We start from the raw sequence: 14,782 nt of genomic DNA, 5'->3' as shown, positions 1-14,782 counted from the left end.
GCGATGTCATCGAAAGACGCTTACTATTTGTCCATCAAATGACCGCAATAACTTTATGGGTAAAGGTGTGATTATGCTGACTGCAATGAAAAACGTGTTTGTATCTTACCTGATCTCTCTGTCTGAGCTTCATCCTGAAGTCACCCGCTTCTAAGACGCAAAAAAATGCTAAAAAACCGCCTTCAAGGCGGTTTTTTTATATCGATGCACCGTGGATCCACGGGCTGTCGACGTGCACCGTATTCCGATGTGTATCACCATTAATGATGTGTAGCGCGCTGAGCCGCCCAATCTCATAGTGCGGCAGCTGCACCGTTGACAGCGGCGGCAGGAACAGGTCGCCAATACCGACCATATTGTCATAGCCCAGCACCGCGACATCCTCAGGTATCCGCAGCCCTTGCGCCAGCAGCGTTTGATAAACCATAAAGGCGATACGATCGTTACCGCAGATAACCGAATCAAATCGTGGTTGGCCCGCATCGATATTTTCCAGCACTTTTGCTGGCATATCACGATAGTGTGCGTCGCCATATTCCATGTAGTAATGGGTCAGCGTGGCGGGGTCGATCCCTGCTTCCTGACAGGCGCGTTCCAGGCCGCGTCGGCGGCGAACCGTTGCAAGGTGGTTCTCAGGCAAATGCAGACACAGCGGGCGTCTGTAGCCTGCTGCGAGCAGCCCCTGTACGGCAACGTACTGCCCTTGTTCATCGTCAGGGATAAAGCTGGCCACCGGATGGTGCAGGCTTTCACAGTTTGCCAGCACGCAGGGGAGCGTGAGCAGTTTGGCGGGCACCGGTACCTGGCGTAGACCCATCGTGGTATAGATGATACCGCCAGGGCGATGCGACAGCAGCAGGTCAACAATGGCGTCCGGGCTATCGTCGGAAAACATATTCACCACAAAGCTGTTCCAGCCGTGTGCGCGGGCGGTTTCCTCAATCGACAGCGTCATTTCTACCGAAAAGGGCGTGGTCACGGTATCGAGCGCCAGCACGCCGATGGTTTTCGGCGTATCGTGCGCGCCGCGAATTTTTTTCGCTGAGAGATCGGGTACGTAGTTGGTTTGCGCAATGGCCGCCTGAACGCGAGCCAACGTCTCAGGTTTGAGCCGCTCCGGGGAGTTCAGGGCCCGCGAAACGGTCATCAGCGAGACGTTTGCCAGTTTTGCCACATCCTTTAACGATGCCATTTTTTTACTCCACTCATGCGTCGTGCCATACGCTATATCACTAACCTACTGATGTAAAAGGGTTGCGCGCTATTTTAGTGAACGCCGCTCTTTTCCCGCGGCGGTAAATATTTGATCACGATCCTATTTTCATTATGTTAACGTTAACTTTTGTGATTAACATCGAATATCGTCACAAAACGACATGATGAATGTTTTTTGTTAACGTTACCATCACGGCGTTAATCCACGATGAGATTGCCACGATGAAAGAACATCACTCACGCAGCTACCTGTTACTGAGCGCCTTACTGTTTTTCTTTTTTGTTACCTGGTCCTCTTCTGGCTCATTACTCTCTATCTGGCTCCATCAGGAAGTGGGACTACAAGCCGGAGACACAGGGATTATTTACGCCGTGCTGTCGGTTTCAGCGCTGTTTGCACAAGTTTGTTACGGCTTTATCCAGGATAAGCTGGGTCTGCGAAAGCATCTGCTCTGGTACATCACCGCGCTGCTGATTTTGTCCGGTCCGGCGTATCTGCTGTTTGGTTACTTGCTGAAAATAAATATTTTTGCCGGCAGTATTTTTGGCGGTATCTACATTGGGCTGACTTTTAACGGCGGGATAGGCGTGCTGGAATCCTACACCGAGCGCGTGGCGCGCCAGACGCATTTTGAGTTTGGTAAAGCGCGCATGTGGGGTTCGCTGGGCTGGGCGGTAGCTACGTTTTTCGCCGGGCTGCTGTTTAACATCAACCCGCAGCTGAACTTTGCGGTGGCGAGCTGCTCGGGGCTGATTTTTTTCTTTCTGCTGGTACGTTTGTCGGTTCCTACCGACGCACAATCGACGGCGGCCGAAGGAGCGGAAGGTAAAGTGAAGCTGGAAGATGCGCTGCGCCTGCTTTCACTGCCGCGCTTTTGGGCACTGGTGTTTTTTGTGGTCGGCACCTGCATTTACAGCGTCTATGACCAGCAGTTTCCTGTCTATTTTTCCTCGCAGTTCCCGACGTTGAAGGAAGGCAACGCCATGTATGGCTACCTGAATTCGTTCCAGGTCTTTCTGGAGGCCGCAGGCATGTTCTGCGCGCCGTGGCTGGTAAACCGTATTGGCGCTAAAAATGGGTTAATTTTTGCCGGAATGGTAATGGCGCTGCGTATGGTGGCCTCCGGTCTGGTTGAGGGGCCACTGCTTATCTCTCTCACTAAATTACTGCATGGCGTGGAGCTGCCGGTACTGCTGGTCTCCATCTTCAAATACAACAGCGCCCATTTCGACAAGCGCCTCTCCTCAACGCTTTATCTGGTGGGATTCGCCTGCACCAGCTCGATTATCGCCAGCGTGCTGTCGCCTCTTGCTGGCTATAGCTATGAAAAATATGGCTTTGCCGAATCCTATCTGTTTATGGGAGCCCTGGTGTTCTGCACCACCTTTATCTCCATTTTCCTGTTACGCGCCAGCAAACCGGCTTCCGAACCGCTGCTGACACAATCTTCTGCTGTCTGAATTAAGAGTGAAGAATATGACATTTTCAATTGCCCTTGCTGAACAAGCACTTCAGAAACGCAGCGCGACGCTAAACCCTCGCTGGTATCCGCGCTATCACCTGGCGGCGCGCGCCGGATGGATAAACGACCCTAACGGGCTGGTGTGGTTTGACGGTTGGTATCACGCGTTTTATCAGCACCACCCTTACTCGAACCAGTGGGGACCCATGCACTGGGGCCACGCCCGGAGTAAAGACTTAGTGCACTGGGAACATCTGCCGGTGGCGTTAGCGCCAGAGGGACCTGAAGATAAAGACGGCTGTTTCTCCGGTTCGGCGGTGGTGGATGGCGATACGCTGGCGCTGATTTACACCGGGCATAAATTTCATGGCGACCCGAGCAGCGACGATAATCTCTACCAGGTACAGTGCCTGGCAACCAGTCGCGACGGCATTCATTTCGAGCGCCAGGGGCAGGTGGTTGATACGCCAGAGGGCCTGCATCATTTCCGCGATCCGAAGGTCTGGCGTGAGGGTGAGTACTGGTACATGGTCGTCGGCGCACGTGTGGGTGATGTTGGCCAGGTACGTTTATTCCGTTCGCCCGATCTGCATCAGTGGCAGGAAGAAGGCGTGCTTGCACAGGCCAACGCGGGCATGGGCTATATGTGGGAATGCCCTGACTTCTTCACCCTCAACGGCAAGCGCGTGCTGATGTTTTCACCGCAGGGGCTGGCGGCGGAAGGCTACCGCAACCGTAACGTGTTCCAGAGCGGCTATTTAATCGGCGACTGGCTGCCTGGGCAGACTTTTGCCGCCGACGGGGAATTTATCGAGCTGGATCACGGCCATGACTTTTACGCGCCGCAAAGTTTTCTCACGCCGGATGGTCGCCGTATCGTCATTGGCTGGCTGGATATGTGGGAATCGCCGATGCCAGAGCAACAGGACGGCTGGGCCGGCATGCTCTCGCTACCGCGCGAAATTTATCTCGGTGCGGATCATCGTTTGCGGATGGTGCCAGCCGAAGAGGTCGCGGCGCTGCGCGGCAGTTATTATCCACTGCTGGCGCAGCAGCTTAAAAACCAAACGTCGCCGATTGTGGATGATGCGCAGGCCGTTGAGCTGGAACTGTCGTGGGAATTAAACGGTGCGACGGCGGAGCGTTACGGTATTACCCTCGGTGAAGGGCTGCTGCTGTACGTTGATACCCAGGCGCAGCGTCTGGTGCTTGAACGCCGTTATCCGCAGTATGCGTTAGAGGGGGTGCGCAGCGTGGCGTTACCGGCGGCCGCATTATTGAAACTGCGGGTGTTTATCGATTGCTCATCAATTGAAGTCTTCGTCAATGACGGCGAAGCTTGTCTGAGCAGCCGAATTTACCCGCAAGAGGGGGAACGCCAGCTGTCGCTGTTTGCCGGTAACGGTAGCGCCATGCTCAGTAACGGTGGCTATTGGCCGTTGGATCAATAAACAGAGGAGAGCACGCTATGACTATCTGGACGCTGGGCGATGCGGTGGCGGATCTCCTGCCGATCTCAGAGACCCGTTACGAGGTGTGCCCCGGCGGCGCGCCGTTGAACGTCGCGGCAGGCGCGGCTCGTCTGGGCTGCCGCAGCGGTTTTATTGGCCGCGTGGGTGACGATCCGTTCGGGCATCTGATGTACAAGACGCTGCAGCAATACGGCGTGATCACATCGGCAATGGAACAGGACAGCCAGCACCGCACGAGCACGGTGGTGGTTTCCCTGGGGAAGGGCGGTGAACGGGACTTTACGTTTCTGGTGAATCCATCCGCCGATCAGTTTTTATCGACACAAGCGCTGCCCGCGCTGGGGGCCGATATTCTGCATTTCTGTTCACTGGCGCTGGTGGCACCAACGTGTCGGCAGACCTTAAGCGAGGCGGTAGCGCAGATTCAACATCATCAGGGGTTGGTGAGTTTTGACGTTAACCTGCGGGCGCAAATGTGGCCCCATCCCCAACAGATGCTGGAAACGGTGCACGGTTCGGCCTGTCAGGCAGACATCCTTAAGCTTTCCGAGGAAGAGTGGTACTGGTTAACGCAAACGCAGGACTTCAGTCAGGCGATCGCCGCGCTGGCGTCTTACCCCGCCGCGTTAAAGATAGTGACCTACGGTGCACAAGGCGCGATGGTGCTGTGGCAAGGGCAGGTGATTCATTTCTGCGGCTATCGGGTCGAGAGTATCGACACCACCGGGGCGGGGGATGCGTTTATGGCAGGGTTACTCAGCCATATTGCGCGGCACGGGATGCCGGGTGATATCGTACAGCTACAGCAGGCCGTTGCCCAGGCTAGCGCCTGTGGCGCACTGGCGACAACGCAGAAGGGCGCGCTGTCGGCGGTTCCTGACGGCGAAACGGTGGCGCAGTTTATTGCCGCCCGGCCGCTGCCGGAGTTTGAGGTGAAATAGCGCCCGCTGAAAATAAAAAAGCCGGGAAACGTTGGCGTTTCCCGGCTTTTTTATCGAATCAATACTCCCACGTCTCCGGGTCGATCCCCAGCTCACGCATAATTTCTTTCGCCGCTTCCGGAATTTCATCGCTGCGCTCTTTTCGCAGGTCTTCATCGTTAGGTAACGGTTGACCGGTAAAAGCATGCAGGAACGCTTCACACAGCAGTTCGCTGTTGGTGGCGTGACGCAGGTTATTCACCTGACGACGCGTGCGTTCATCGGTGAGGATCTTCAACACCTTCAGAGGAATGGAAACCGTAATTTTTTTTACTTGCTCACTCTTCTTACCGTGCTCAGCGTATGGGCTGATATATTCGCCGCTCCATTCAGCCATGAGATACCTTTAATCCTCTAGTCATTAGTTAACAGGCCGATACACGGCCATGATCGCGCGTAGTGTACCGTAGAGACCTTGCTCTGACACGAACTTAGCCTTCGCAGATGTGCGCTAATGCATATAATTTTAACGGCTATTTGCCGATAGCTCAATCTATACGCAAAGAGGTTTAGATGTCTAGATGTATTGACGGCTATTGCAACAATGTTTACTCTGGGGGCTGACTTTTCACAGACCTTGCCAGGAACGAATCCTCATGACCCGTAAACAGGCCACCATCGCAGTGCGTAGCGGATTAAATGACGACGAGCAGTATGGTTGTGTTGTCCCGCCGATTCATCTTTCCAGTACCTATAACTTTACCGGTTTTAACGAGCCGCGTGCGCATGACTATTCCCGTCGCGGTAATCCAACGCGTGACGTCGTGCAGCGGGCGCTGGCGGAGCTGGAAGGCGGCGCGGGCGCGGTCCTGACCAATACGGGCATGTCGGCGATTCACCTCGTCACGACCGTTTTCCTGAAGCCAGGCGATCTGCTGGTGGCACCTCATGACTGCTACGGCGGCAGCTATCGTTTGTTCGACAGTCTGGCAAAGCGCGGCTGCTATCGCGTGCTGTTTGTCGATCAGGGTAATGATGAGGCGTTAAAAGCGGCGCTGGCAGAAAAACCGAAGCTGGTGCTGGTCGAAAGCCCAAGCAACCCGCTGCTGCGGGTGGTCGATATTGCGAAAATCTGCCAGCTGGCGCGTGAGGCCGGCGCGGTAAGCGTCGTGGATAACACCTTCCTCAGCCCGGCGCTGCAAAACCCGCTGGCGCTGGGTGCGGATCTGGTGCTGCACTCCTGCACCAAGTACCTCAATGGCCACTCTGACGTGGTGGCTGGCGTGGTGATTGCGAAAGATCCTGACACCGTCACAGAACTGGCATGGTGGGCAAATAATATCGGCGTCACCGGCGGCGCGTTCGACAGCTATCTGCTGCTGCGCGGCTTACGCACCCTTTCTCCACGTATGGAAGCGGCACAGCGTAACGCCAATGCGATTGTTGATTTCCTCAAACGCCAACCGCTGGTCAAAAAGCTGTATCATCCTTCTCTGCCGGAAAACCAGGGCCATGAGATTGCCGCGCGCCAGCAGAAAGGCTTTGGCGCGATGCTGAGCTTTGAGCTCGACGTCGACGAACAAACGCTGCGCCGCTTCCTGAGCGGGCTGTCGCTGTTCACTCTGGCGGAATCGCTGGGCGGGGTAGAGAGCCTGATCTCCCATGCGGCCACCATGACCCACGCGGGCATGGCGCCAGAAGCGCGTGCCGCCGCGGGCATTTCTGAGACGCTATTGCGTATCTCAACCGGTATTGAAGATAGCGAAGACTTAATTGCCGATCTGGAAAATGGATTCCGGGTCGCAGCCGAGGGGTAAACATGAGTGTGATTGCGCAGGCAGGGGCGAACGAACGTCAGCTGCATAAATTTGGTGGGAGTAGTCTGGCGGATGTGAAGTGTTACCTGCGCGTGGCCGGCATTATGGCGGAGTACTCTCAGCCTGGCGATATGATGGTGGTGTCGGCCGCCGGTAGCACCACCAACCAGTTGATTAGCTGGCTGAAACTCAGTCAGACCGATCGCCTCTCTGCGCATCAGGTTCAGCAGACGCTGCGCCGCTATCAGTCGGATCTGATTAGCGGCCTGCTGCCTGCCGAGATTGCCGATGGCATGATTGCCGACTTTATCCACGACCTGGAGCGTCTGGCCGGGCTGCTGGATAACGGCGTGAATGACGCTGTCTATGCGGAAGTGGTCGGTCACGGTGAAGTGTGGTCGGCACGCCTGATGGCGGAAGTGCTCAAGCTGCAAGGTCTGGATGCCGCATGGCTTGACGCCCGCGCCTTCCTGCGTGCGGAGCGCAGCGCGCAGCCGCAGGTGGATGAGGGTCTATCGTACCCGTTGCTGCAACAGCTGATGGCGCAGCATCCGGGTAAACGTCTGGTGGTGACCGGCTTTATCAGCCGCAACAATGCCGGTGAAACCGTGCTGCTGGGGCGTAACGGCTCCGACTATTCCGCAACCCAGATTGGCGCGCTGGCGGGAGTTTCCCGCGTGACCATCTGGAGCGACGTGGCGGGCGTGTATAGCGCCGACCCGCGCAAAGTTAAAGATGCCTGTCTGCTGCCGTTGCTGCGTCTGGATGAAGCCAGCGAACTGGCGCGCCTGGCGGCCCCGGTACTGCACGCGCGTACCTTACAGCCGGTTTCAGGCAGCGATATCGACCTGCAGCTTCGCTGTAGCTACACGCCAGATAAAGGCTCAACGCGCATCGAACGCGTGCTTGCCTCCGGTACCGGAGCGCGAATCGTGACCAGCCATGATGACGTCTGCCTGATTGAATTCCGCGTCCCGGCTGGCCAGGATTTCAAACTGGTACATAAAGAGATCGACCAAATCCTCAAACGTGCGCAGATTCGTCCGCTGGCGGTGGGCGTTCACGCGGATCACCGTCTGCTCCAGTTCTGCTACACCTCAGAAGTTGTTGATAGCGCACTGAAAATTCTTGATGAAGCCGGTTTACCTGGCGAGCTGCGGCTGCGTCAGGGGCTGGCGCTGGTGGCGATGGTAGGCGCGGGCGTCACCCGTAACCCGCTGCATTGCCACCGTTTCTGGCAGCAGCTGAAAGGCCAGCCGGTTGAGTTTACCTGGCAGTCGGAAGAGGGCATTAGCCTGGTAGCCGTGCTGCGCGCGGGCCCAACTGAAAGCCTGATTCAGGGCCTGCACCAATCGATTTTCCGCGCCGAGAAGCGTATCGGCCTGGTGCTGTTTGGTAAAGGCAACATCGGCTCTCGCTGGCTGGAGCTGTTTGCGCGTGAGCAAAGCACGCTTTCTGCCCGTACCGGTTTTGAATTTGTGCTGGCCGGGGTGGTGGATAGCCGCCGCAGCCTGCTGAGCTACGAAGGGCTGGACGCCAGTCGCGCGCTGGCTTTCTTTGAAGACGAAGCGGTTGAACAGGATGAAGAATCGTTGTTCCTGTGGATGCGTGCGCACCCGTATGACGATCTGGTGGTGCTTGACGTGACCGCAAGCGAGCAGCTGGCCGATCAGTATCTGGATTTTGCCAGCCACGGTTTCCACGTGATCAGCGCCAACAAACTGGCCGGGGCCAGCAGCAGTGACAAATACCGCCAGATTCACGACGCGTTTGAAAAAACCGGCCGCCACTGGCTGTATAACGCCACCGTCGGCGCGGGGCTACCGGTTAACCATACCGTGCGCGACCTGATTGAAAGCGGCGACAGCATCCTGGCCATCAGCGGTATTTTCTCCGGCACGCTGTCCTGGTTGTTCCTGCAGTTCGACGGCAGCGTACCGTTTACCGACCTGGTGGATCAGGCCTGGCAGCAGGGGCTGACTGAACCCGATCCACGTGTCGACCTTTCCGGTAAAGACGTGATGCGTAAGCTGGTTATCCTGGCGCGCGAAGCGGGCTATGACATCGAGCCGGATCAGGTTCGCGTGGAGTCGCTGGTTCCGGCGCACTGTGAAGAAGGTTCCATAGATCACTTCTTTGAAAATGGCGATGAGCTGAACGAGCAGATGCTCCAGCGCCTGGAAGCCGCTCAGGAAATGGGGCTGGTGCTGCGCTACGTGGCGCGTTTTGATGCCAATGGCAAAGCGCGCGTCGGCGTCGAAGCGGTGCGTCAGGAGCATCCGCTGGCGTCGCTGCTACCGTGCGATAACGTCTTCGCGATTGAGAGCCGTTGGTACCGCGATAACCCGCTGGTGATCCGTGGGCCAGGCGCCGGTCGCGATGTGACCGCCGGGGCGATTCAGTCGGATATCAACCGACTGGCGCAACTGCTGTAGTTGTGTTGCCGGATGGCATGTTGCCATCCGGCCATTGATTGCGGCTAATGAGGGTATTGTATCTCACCGTCAGCGCCTTTATCGTCTGAAATACGGAGTGGGCAGAGTAGCGCCCGCTTTGCTGAAATTCCGTTTGCCGCTGGAGCCAGGCGATAAAAGTATGGCTTGCTGCCAGCGTGATTGCCGCCCCTTGTTCGGCCTGCCCCTCTGTTAACAGGCATACCATTTTACGCGTGCTGCCCTGCTGCCAAATCTGCCACTGATTTTGCCACCATCCCTGATTGGTTTTACCGAGTAACTGCCAGGGCATGATGCATTCACTATCACGCATACTTTCATCAATGAACCAAAGCGAGGCTTGATGCGCGCGGAACTGCTCTGCCCATGCGGTAATCACCGCGCCTCGCAGAAAACATTCATGGGCGACAACGTGCGTTTTGACCCCCGGCCAGAGATGGCTCAGTACCCGGAAATGCCCATGTGCGGCAATGACCGGGCGCAGAATAGCGCCGCTGGCGTTACGTTTGAGCCGCGCGCTGCCGTACTGAATTTCGTCAAATTGACTGCGGCGTAAAAACTGACTTTCTCGCTGACTCACACGCTGAACAATATCGTCATGAACCACCGCTGCTTCATCGACGCCACGCCAGCGATAAAGTAATGATGCGCCAGCCACATGCGGCGTGAAGTTGCTGGAAATATGCAGAACATTGCCGCGAAATGTATCAACGCTGAGCAGCAGATAAAGTTTTTGCGTCGCGCTGGCTCCCTGAAAAGGAACGATGAGGGGGACAGTGGCGATGTGTTCTGGTGAAGGGATTGCAGCGATCGGCGGCTGCCTGGGCGTCCAGACTTTTTTGCAGCTTCGACACTGCACGCGCTGAGAACCCTGGGGATTATGTCCATAACGGATCGTGTCACGATGGTAACAATTCGGGCAAAAAAGACCGTTGTCGGCAGCGAAATCCGTTAAATATGCTGATAACCAACGGTGGACGTGTTCATCGTTAAACAGCGGCGGGTAACTCCCACACGCCCGGCAGTGCAGCGCGGCATAGCCCAACCGATAGTCTGGCCAGCTGTAGTCTGGCGAGTTTGCTAACCCCAGATTTTTGCAGCCAAAAGATTTGCAGCAATTGATGATGAACAGCGGCGTCATCGTGTTACCAACGATTTTTAAAGGTCGTTGATTTTGCCCTACACACCTTAACGATAGATGTGAGTTTTCTCACATATAAAAACCTTTCAGAACGTAAGGTAGCAATTCTTTATATGACTGAAAGGGGTTGATTATGAAGTTAAAAATGCTGGCAGTTGGCGTTTTGATATCGCTGCCATTATGGGCATCGGCAAAGGATGTCACTATTATCTATACCAACGATCTCCATGCCCACGTTGAACCCTATAAAGTCCCATGGATTGCGAATGGTACCCGTGATATTGGCGGCTGGGCCAATATCACGACGATGGTGAAGCAGGAAAAAGCCAACAATAAGGCAACGTGGTTTTTGGATGCCGGGGACTATTTTACCGGGCCGTATATCAGCAGCCTGACCAAGGGCAAAGCGATTATCGATATCATGAACACCATGAATTTCGATGCCGTTACCATGGGCAACCATGAGTTCGATCATGGCTGGGACAACACGCTGCTGCAGCTGAGCCAGGCAACATTCCCGATTGTGCAGGGCAATATCTTCTATCAAAACAGCAGCAAAATGTTCTGGGATAAGCCGTACACCATTATTGAAAAAGAGGGTGTAAAAATCGGCGTGATTGGCCTGCACGGCGTGTTTGCCTTTGATGATACGGTTTCTGCTGCGACGCGTGTTGGCATCGAAGCGCGCGATGAAGTGAAGTGGCTGCAGCGCTACATTGACGAGCTAAAGGGTAAGGTCGATCTCACCGTGGCGCTGATCCATGAAGGCACGCCAGCGCGTCAGTCCAGCCTGGGGGGAACCGATGTACGTCGTGCGCTGGATAAAGACATCCAGACGGCAAGCCAGGTGAAGGGGTTAGATATCCTGATCACCGGTCATGCGCATGTCGGTACGCCGGAACCGATTAAAGTCGGTAACACCCTGATTCTTTCTACCGACAGCGGCGGCATTGATGTGGGTAAACTGGTGCTGGATTATCAGCAGAAACCGCATCAATTTACGGTGAAGAACTTCGAACTGAAAACCATTTATGCCGATGAGTGGCAGCCCGACCCGCAGACGAAACAGGTTATTGATGGCTGGAACAAAAAGCTGAATGAAGTTGTGCAGCAGGTGGTGGCTAACTCGCCGGTTGAGTTAACGCGCGCTTATGGCGAATCCTCCTCACTGGGAAACCTGGCGGCAGATGCGCTGCTGGCGGCTGCGGGGAAAGAGGCGCAATTGGCGCTGACGAACTCGGGCGGCATCCGCAATGAAATCCCGGCAGGCTCCATCACCATGGGGGCGGTCATTAGTACTTTCCCGTTCCCGAACGAGCTTGCAACAATGGACCTCAGCGGTAAGCAACTGCGCAGTTTGATGGAGCACGGTGCCGGTTTAAGCAACGGCGTTCTGCAAACGTCCAAAGGTCTGGCGATGCAGTACGACAGCAGCAAACCAGTGGGCCAGCGGGTCACGGCATTGACGCTGAACGGTAAGCCAATTGAAGACGCTGCGGTTTATCACATCGCGACCAATAGCTTCCTGGCCGATGGCGGTGATGGTTTTAGCGCCTTTACCGAAGGGAAAGCGCGTAATACATCCGGCGGGTATTACGTGTCTAATGCTGTGGTGGATTATTTCAAAGCGGGAAACACGCTGACGGATGAGCAGTTGAAAGGCATGCGTGTGCAAGATGTGAAGAAATAAACGAGAGCAGGCCAGCGGAACATCGCTGGCCTCAGATTGCTGACAAACCCGCTCGCTGTGCCGGATGGCGTCGCAAGCGACATCCAGGGATGTCGATTTCAATCAGTCACGCAATCCACGTAGGCCCGATAAGCGTAGCGCCATCGGGCATTTCGGGACCTTGTCATGATTTGTCCTGGTGAGAGGTAAACACCTCTTTCGCTGCAAAAAGTCCGTTCAGCGCCGCCGGGAAACCGGCATAAACCGCCATCTGCATAATCACCTCAACAATTTCTTCCTGCGTTAAGCCAACGTGCAGCGCGGCGGCGATGTGTACTTTGAGCTGCGGCGCGGCGTTACCCATGGCAGTCAGCGCGGCGACGGTGGCAATTTCCCGGCTGCGTAGGTCCAGACCCGGACGCGCGTAAATATCACCGAACGGGAATTCAAGCAGATAGCGGGCGAAGTCCGGGGCGATATCCTTCAGGCTCTCGACAACGGCGTTGCCCCCTTTTCCATCAACCTGTTGCAGCATTTTCTGGCCGGTAATAAAACGTTCTGATTGCATGACTCTTCCCTCGTAGGTGCGGTGTATGGCGAGAGAATAGGCGGCGTAGAGTGATGTGGATAATACCGATTTCGTGATACCTTTTGGGTATGACTACATCGCCGCTCCACTCTCTGGATATTCGCCTGCTGCGCTACTTTGCCGTGGTGGCGGAAGAGAACAACATGCGCCGTGCGGCGGACAGGCTGTATATGTCGCAGCCGCCGCTGAGCCGCCACATTCGCCAGCTTGAAGAACGGCTGGGGGTGGTGCTTTTTGTGCGTCATACCAAAGGGTTGACGCTCACGGATGAAGGATTGCGGGTGCTGGAGATTATTCGCCCGCTGTTGGCGCAGCAGGACAGGACTTACGCCGCCCTGAGCGGGCTGGTTCAAACGGCAACATCATCGTTGCGGCTCGGGCTGACAACTGCGTTTGAGCCGGATTTTTTTACGTCGCTGGAAGTGCTGCTTGCGACGCGGGTCGAGACGCTGAATATTGTGCGCCACGGTTCGCCGGAGCTGGTGCGCCAGCTGCGGCGGGGGAAAATAGATGCCGCGCTGGTGGCGCTGCCGCTGGAAACGTCAGAGCTAAGCACGATCCCACTTGCCCGCGAGGAGCCGCTGATTGCGGCCCTGCCTGCGCAGTGGCCGGAGTCGGCGCAGGCATCATTGACGCTGCCTGCGATCGCTCATCGGCCGCTGTTCTGGTTTAAGCGTGAACGTAACCCTGCCTTCTTTGACTTTACGCGCGCTATTTTTCGTCGTGCAGGCTATGCGCCAACCTGTATTGAAGAACCGCTGGAGCACGATGTACTGCTGGCGCGCATTGCCCGCGGCGAAGGGCTGAGTCTGTTTCCCGCCTCGTTTGCCGCTATTCAGCGCCAGGGCGTGGTGTTCAGGCCCCTCGAAGAAGCGGCGCTCTGTTTACAGTGCGGGCTGGTCATGCTGCCGGAAAACGCCGCGCGGCTCGGTTGGTTGATCGACGTGATTCAGGCTGATTCGCGAGTGACCAACTGACCCGACAGCGTAATGACCTGGTTTTGTAAGGCGGGCTCTTTCAGCTTGCGGATCATCAGCGTCGCCGCCTGGCGACCGGTCTCTTCGCTGGCGGAAGAGACGTAGGTAAACGCCGGTGACGTGAGGTTGATGTGCAGCATATCTTCAAAGCCAATGAGCGCAACCTGCTGGGTTAAGAAGACATCTTTCCCCACGGTGCGCCCCACTTTATGAATCCCATCAATACAGCCAATCATCGCGTCCGGAGAATGGCACAGCAGCGCGGTGATGGCGTTGTTATTTTCCAGCAGCTGGCGGGTTGCAACGCTTGCCGCGTGCGTGTCGTCGCCGCAGGCGGGGGTAAACTCATCGCGATTGGCAATGCCCAGGCGGGTGAGGGTGCTGCGAAAGCCCACCAGGCGCTGCTGGCGAATCAGGTCATGTTCCTGGCCGCCAAGGTAGGCAATGTAGCGGTGGCCGCGCTCCAGCAGATAGCGGGTGGCCAGGCTGGCTGCCTGCTGGTTATCGCGCAGCACGCGGTTGCATTCGGCGTTGATCGGCGACTGCGACACCACGACCAGCGGCAGCGGGCACTGGCGGATTTGCGCGGGTAGCGTATCGCGGCGCACGTCGGACGCCAGATAGATGACCCCGGCGACGCCCTGCTGCTTAAACGACAACAGGCAGCGTTCCAGGTGCTCGTGTTCGTTCAGCGGCTGGCCGAGAAACACCATATAGCCCTGTGCCTCCAGCTCTTGCACAATGCTGGCCATCACTTTGATGGAGAAGCTGTCGCTGAAGTCACGAAGAATAAGACCAATCAGATTAGAGGTGTTAGAGCGGAGGTTGGCGGCGGCCACGTTGTGAACGTAGCCCAGCTCATGAATAGCAGCCTGCACTTTTTCGATGGTCGCATCGGAGATTTTTCCTTTCTGACGAAGCACCAGCGACACGGTAGAAACCGAGACGCCCGCGCGTTTCGCGACATCAATTATGCTGACCTTCTTCAAAAAACGCTCCCTGAACCGTGGTGAATATCCGCAGAAAACAAGGAGGTGCCCATCAGGGATGGGAACCTCCAACCGGC

The 14,782-nt window shown here is 56.2% G+C and carries 12 protein-coding genes; 7 read left to right on the top strand and 5 right to left on the bottom strand.

Annotated elements, in window-relative coordinates:
• Positions 1-196 precede the first annotated feature (196 nt).
• Positions 197-1,192 carry a LacI family DNA-binding transcriptional regulator gene (locus H7R76_RS23095; protein ID WP_182929723.1) on the bottom strand — a complete coding sequence of 332 codons (996 nt, stop codon included), beginning with the start codon at positions 1,190-1,192 and terminating at the stop codon, positions 197-199.
• A gap of 245 nt (positions 1,193-1,437) precedes the next feature.
• Here H7R76_RS23095 and H7R76_RS23090 point away from each other — a divergent pair, with 245 nt between their 5' ends.
• The 3 genes from H7R76_RS23090 to H7R76_RS23080 are packed head-to-tail and all read left to right on the top strand — an operon-like array spanning position 1,438 to position 5,091.
• A complete protein-coding gene (locus H7R76_RS23090; protein WP_106929418.1) occupies positions 1,438-2,676 on the top strand; it encodes an MFS transporter in 1,239 nt (412 codons plus the stop codon).
• A gap of 16 nt (positions 2,677-2,692) precedes the next feature.
• Complete coding sequence (locus tag H7R76_RS23085; RefSeq protein ID WP_182966588.1) at positions 2,693-4,129, top strand: glycoside hydrolase family 32 protein; 1,437 nt, start codon at positions 2,693-2,695, stop codon at positions 4,127-4,129.
• A 17-nt stretch (positions 4,130-4,146) separates the two neighbouring features.
• Complete coding sequence (locus H7R76_RS23080; protein WP_106929369.1) at positions 4,147-5,091, top strand: PfkB family carbohydrate kinase; 945 nt, start codon at positions 4,147-4,149, stop codon at positions 5,089-5,091.
• A gap of 58 nt (positions 5,092-5,149) precedes the next feature.
• Here the strand turns inward: H7R76_RS23080 and metJ are convergent, their stop codons facing one another.
• The gene (gene metJ / locus H7R76_RS23075) at positions 5,150-5,467 is read right to left on the bottom strand and encodes a met regulon transcriptional regulator MetJ (RefSeq protein WP_012907792.1); all 318 of its coding nucleotides are present in this window, start codon (positions 5,465-5,467) and stop codon (positions 5,150-5,152) included.
• Between the two features lie 259 nt (positions 5,468-5,726).
• On the opposite strand from metJ, the gene metB reads away from it, so the two are divergent.
• Together metB and H7R76_RS23065 are read left to right on the top strand one after the other, a co-directional pair.
• Complete coding sequence (metB, locus tag H7R76_RS23070) at positions 5,727-6,887, top strand: cystathionine gamma-synthase (protein WP_182966586.1); 1,161 nt, start codon at positions 5,727-5,729, stop codon at positions 6,885-6,887.
• 2 nt (positions 6,888-6,889) lie between these two features.
• On the top strand, positions 6,890-9,322 hold the full coding sequence (locus tag H7R76_RS23065; RefSeq protein WP_106929373.1) for a bifunctional aspartate kinase/homoserine dehydrogenase II: 2,433 nt from the start codon (positions 6,890-6,892) through the stop codon (positions 9,320-9,322).
• Here the strand turns inward: H7R76_RS23065 and H7R76_RS23060 are convergent.
• A complete protein-coding gene (locus H7R76_RS23060) occupies positions 9,297-10,481 on the bottom strand; it encodes a cytoplasmic protein (protein WP_227673934.1) in 1,185 nt (394 codons plus the stop codon). The genes H7R76_RS23065 and H7R76_RS23060 overlap by 26 nt on opposite strands.
• A gap of 133 nt (positions 10,482-10,614) precedes the next feature.
• Here H7R76_RS23060 and H7R76_RS23055 point away from each other — a divergent pair, with 133 nt between their 5' ends.
• Positions 10,615-12,171, top strand: a complete 1,557-nt coding sequence (locus tag H7R76_RS23055) for a bifunctional metallophosphatase/5'-nucleotidase (RefSeq protein ID WP_182966584.1) — start codon at positions 10,615-10,617, stop codon at positions 12,169-12,171.
• 163 nt (positions 12,172-12,334) lie between these two features.
• On the opposite strand, the gene H7R76_RS23050 is transcribed toward H7R76_RS23055, so the two are convergent.
• A complete protein-coding gene (locus H7R76_RS23050) occupies positions 12,335-12,718 on the bottom strand; it encodes a carboxymuconolactone decarboxylase family protein (RefSeq protein ID WP_182966582.1) in 384 nt (127 codons plus the stop codon).
• A gap of 89 nt (positions 12,719-12,807) precedes the next feature.
• On the opposite strand from H7R76_RS23050, the gene H7R76_RS23045 reads away from it, so the two are divergent.
• Positions 12,808-13,716 (top strand): LysR family transcriptional regulator, encoded by a 909-nt coding sequence (locus tag H7R76_RS23045; RefSeq protein ID WP_106929378.1) that lies wholly within the window; start codon positions 12,808-12,810, stop codon positions 13,714-13,716.
• Here H7R76_RS23045 and malI read toward each other — a convergent pair.
• Positions 13,689-14,705 (bottom strand): Mal regulon transcriptional regulator MalI, encoded by a 1,017-nt coding sequence (malI, locus tag H7R76_RS23040; protein WP_106929380.1) that lies wholly within the window; start codon positions 14,703-14,705, stop codon positions 13,689-13,691. The genes H7R76_RS23045 and malI overlap by 28 nt on opposite strands.
• Positions 14,706-14,782 lie beyond the last annotated feature (77 nt).

The sequence above is a fragment of the Klebsiella sp. WP8-S18-ESBL-06 genome, assembly GCF_014169755.1.
GTDB lineage: Bacteria > Pseudomonadota > Gammaproteobacteria > Enterobacterales > Enterobacteriaceae > Kluyvera > Kluyvera ascorbata_B.
The sequence above is the reverse complement of the archived record's forward strand: the minus strand, read 5'-3'. Positions and strand labels throughout refer to the sequence as shown.

Bases quoted from the DNA above. Each gene is read 5' to 3' on its own strand.
- H7R76_RS23095 (WP_182929723.1), bottom strand. From the start codon at position 1,192: ATGGCATCGTTAAAGGATGTGGCAAAACTGGCAAACGTCTCGCTGATG.
- H7R76_RS23090 (WP_106929418.1), top strand. From the start codon at position 1,438: ATGAAAGAACATCACTCACGCAGCTACCTGTTACTGAGCGCCTTACTG.
- H7R76_RS23085 (WP_182966588.1), top strand. From the start codon at position 2,693: ATGACATTTTCAATTGCCCTTGCTGAACAAGCACTTCAGAAACGCAGC.
- H7R76_RS23080 (WP_106929369.1), top strand. From the start codon at position 4,147: ATGACTATCTGGACGCTGGGCGATGCGGTGGCGGATCTCCTGCCGATC.
- metJ (WP_012907792.1), bottom strand. From the start codon at position 5,467: ATGGCTGAATGGAGCGGCGAATATATCAGCCCATACGCTGAGCACGGT.
- metB (WP_182966586.1), top strand. From the start codon at position 5,727: ATGACCCGTAAACAGGCCACCATCGCAGTGCGTAGCGGATTAAATGAC.
- H7R76_RS23065 (WP_106929373.1), top strand. From the start codon at position 6,890: ATGAGTGTGATTGCGCAGGCAGGGGCGAACGAACGTCAGCTGCATAAA.
- H7R76_RS23060 (WP_227673934.1), bottom strand. From the start codon at position 10,481: ATGACGCCGCTGTTCATCATCAATTGCTGCAAATCTTTTGGCTGCAAA.
- H7R76_RS23055 (WP_182966584.1), top strand. From the start codon at position 10,615: ATGAAGTTAAAAATGCTGGCAGTTGGCGTTTTGATATCGCTGCCATTA.
- H7R76_RS23050 (WP_182966582.1), bottom strand. From the start codon at position 12,718: ATGCAATCAGAACGTTTTATTACCGGCCAGAAAATGCTGCAACAGGTT.
- H7R76_RS23045 (WP_106929378.1), top strand. From the start codon at position 12,808: ATGACTACATCGCCGCTCCACTCTCTGGATATTCGCCTGCTGCGCTAC.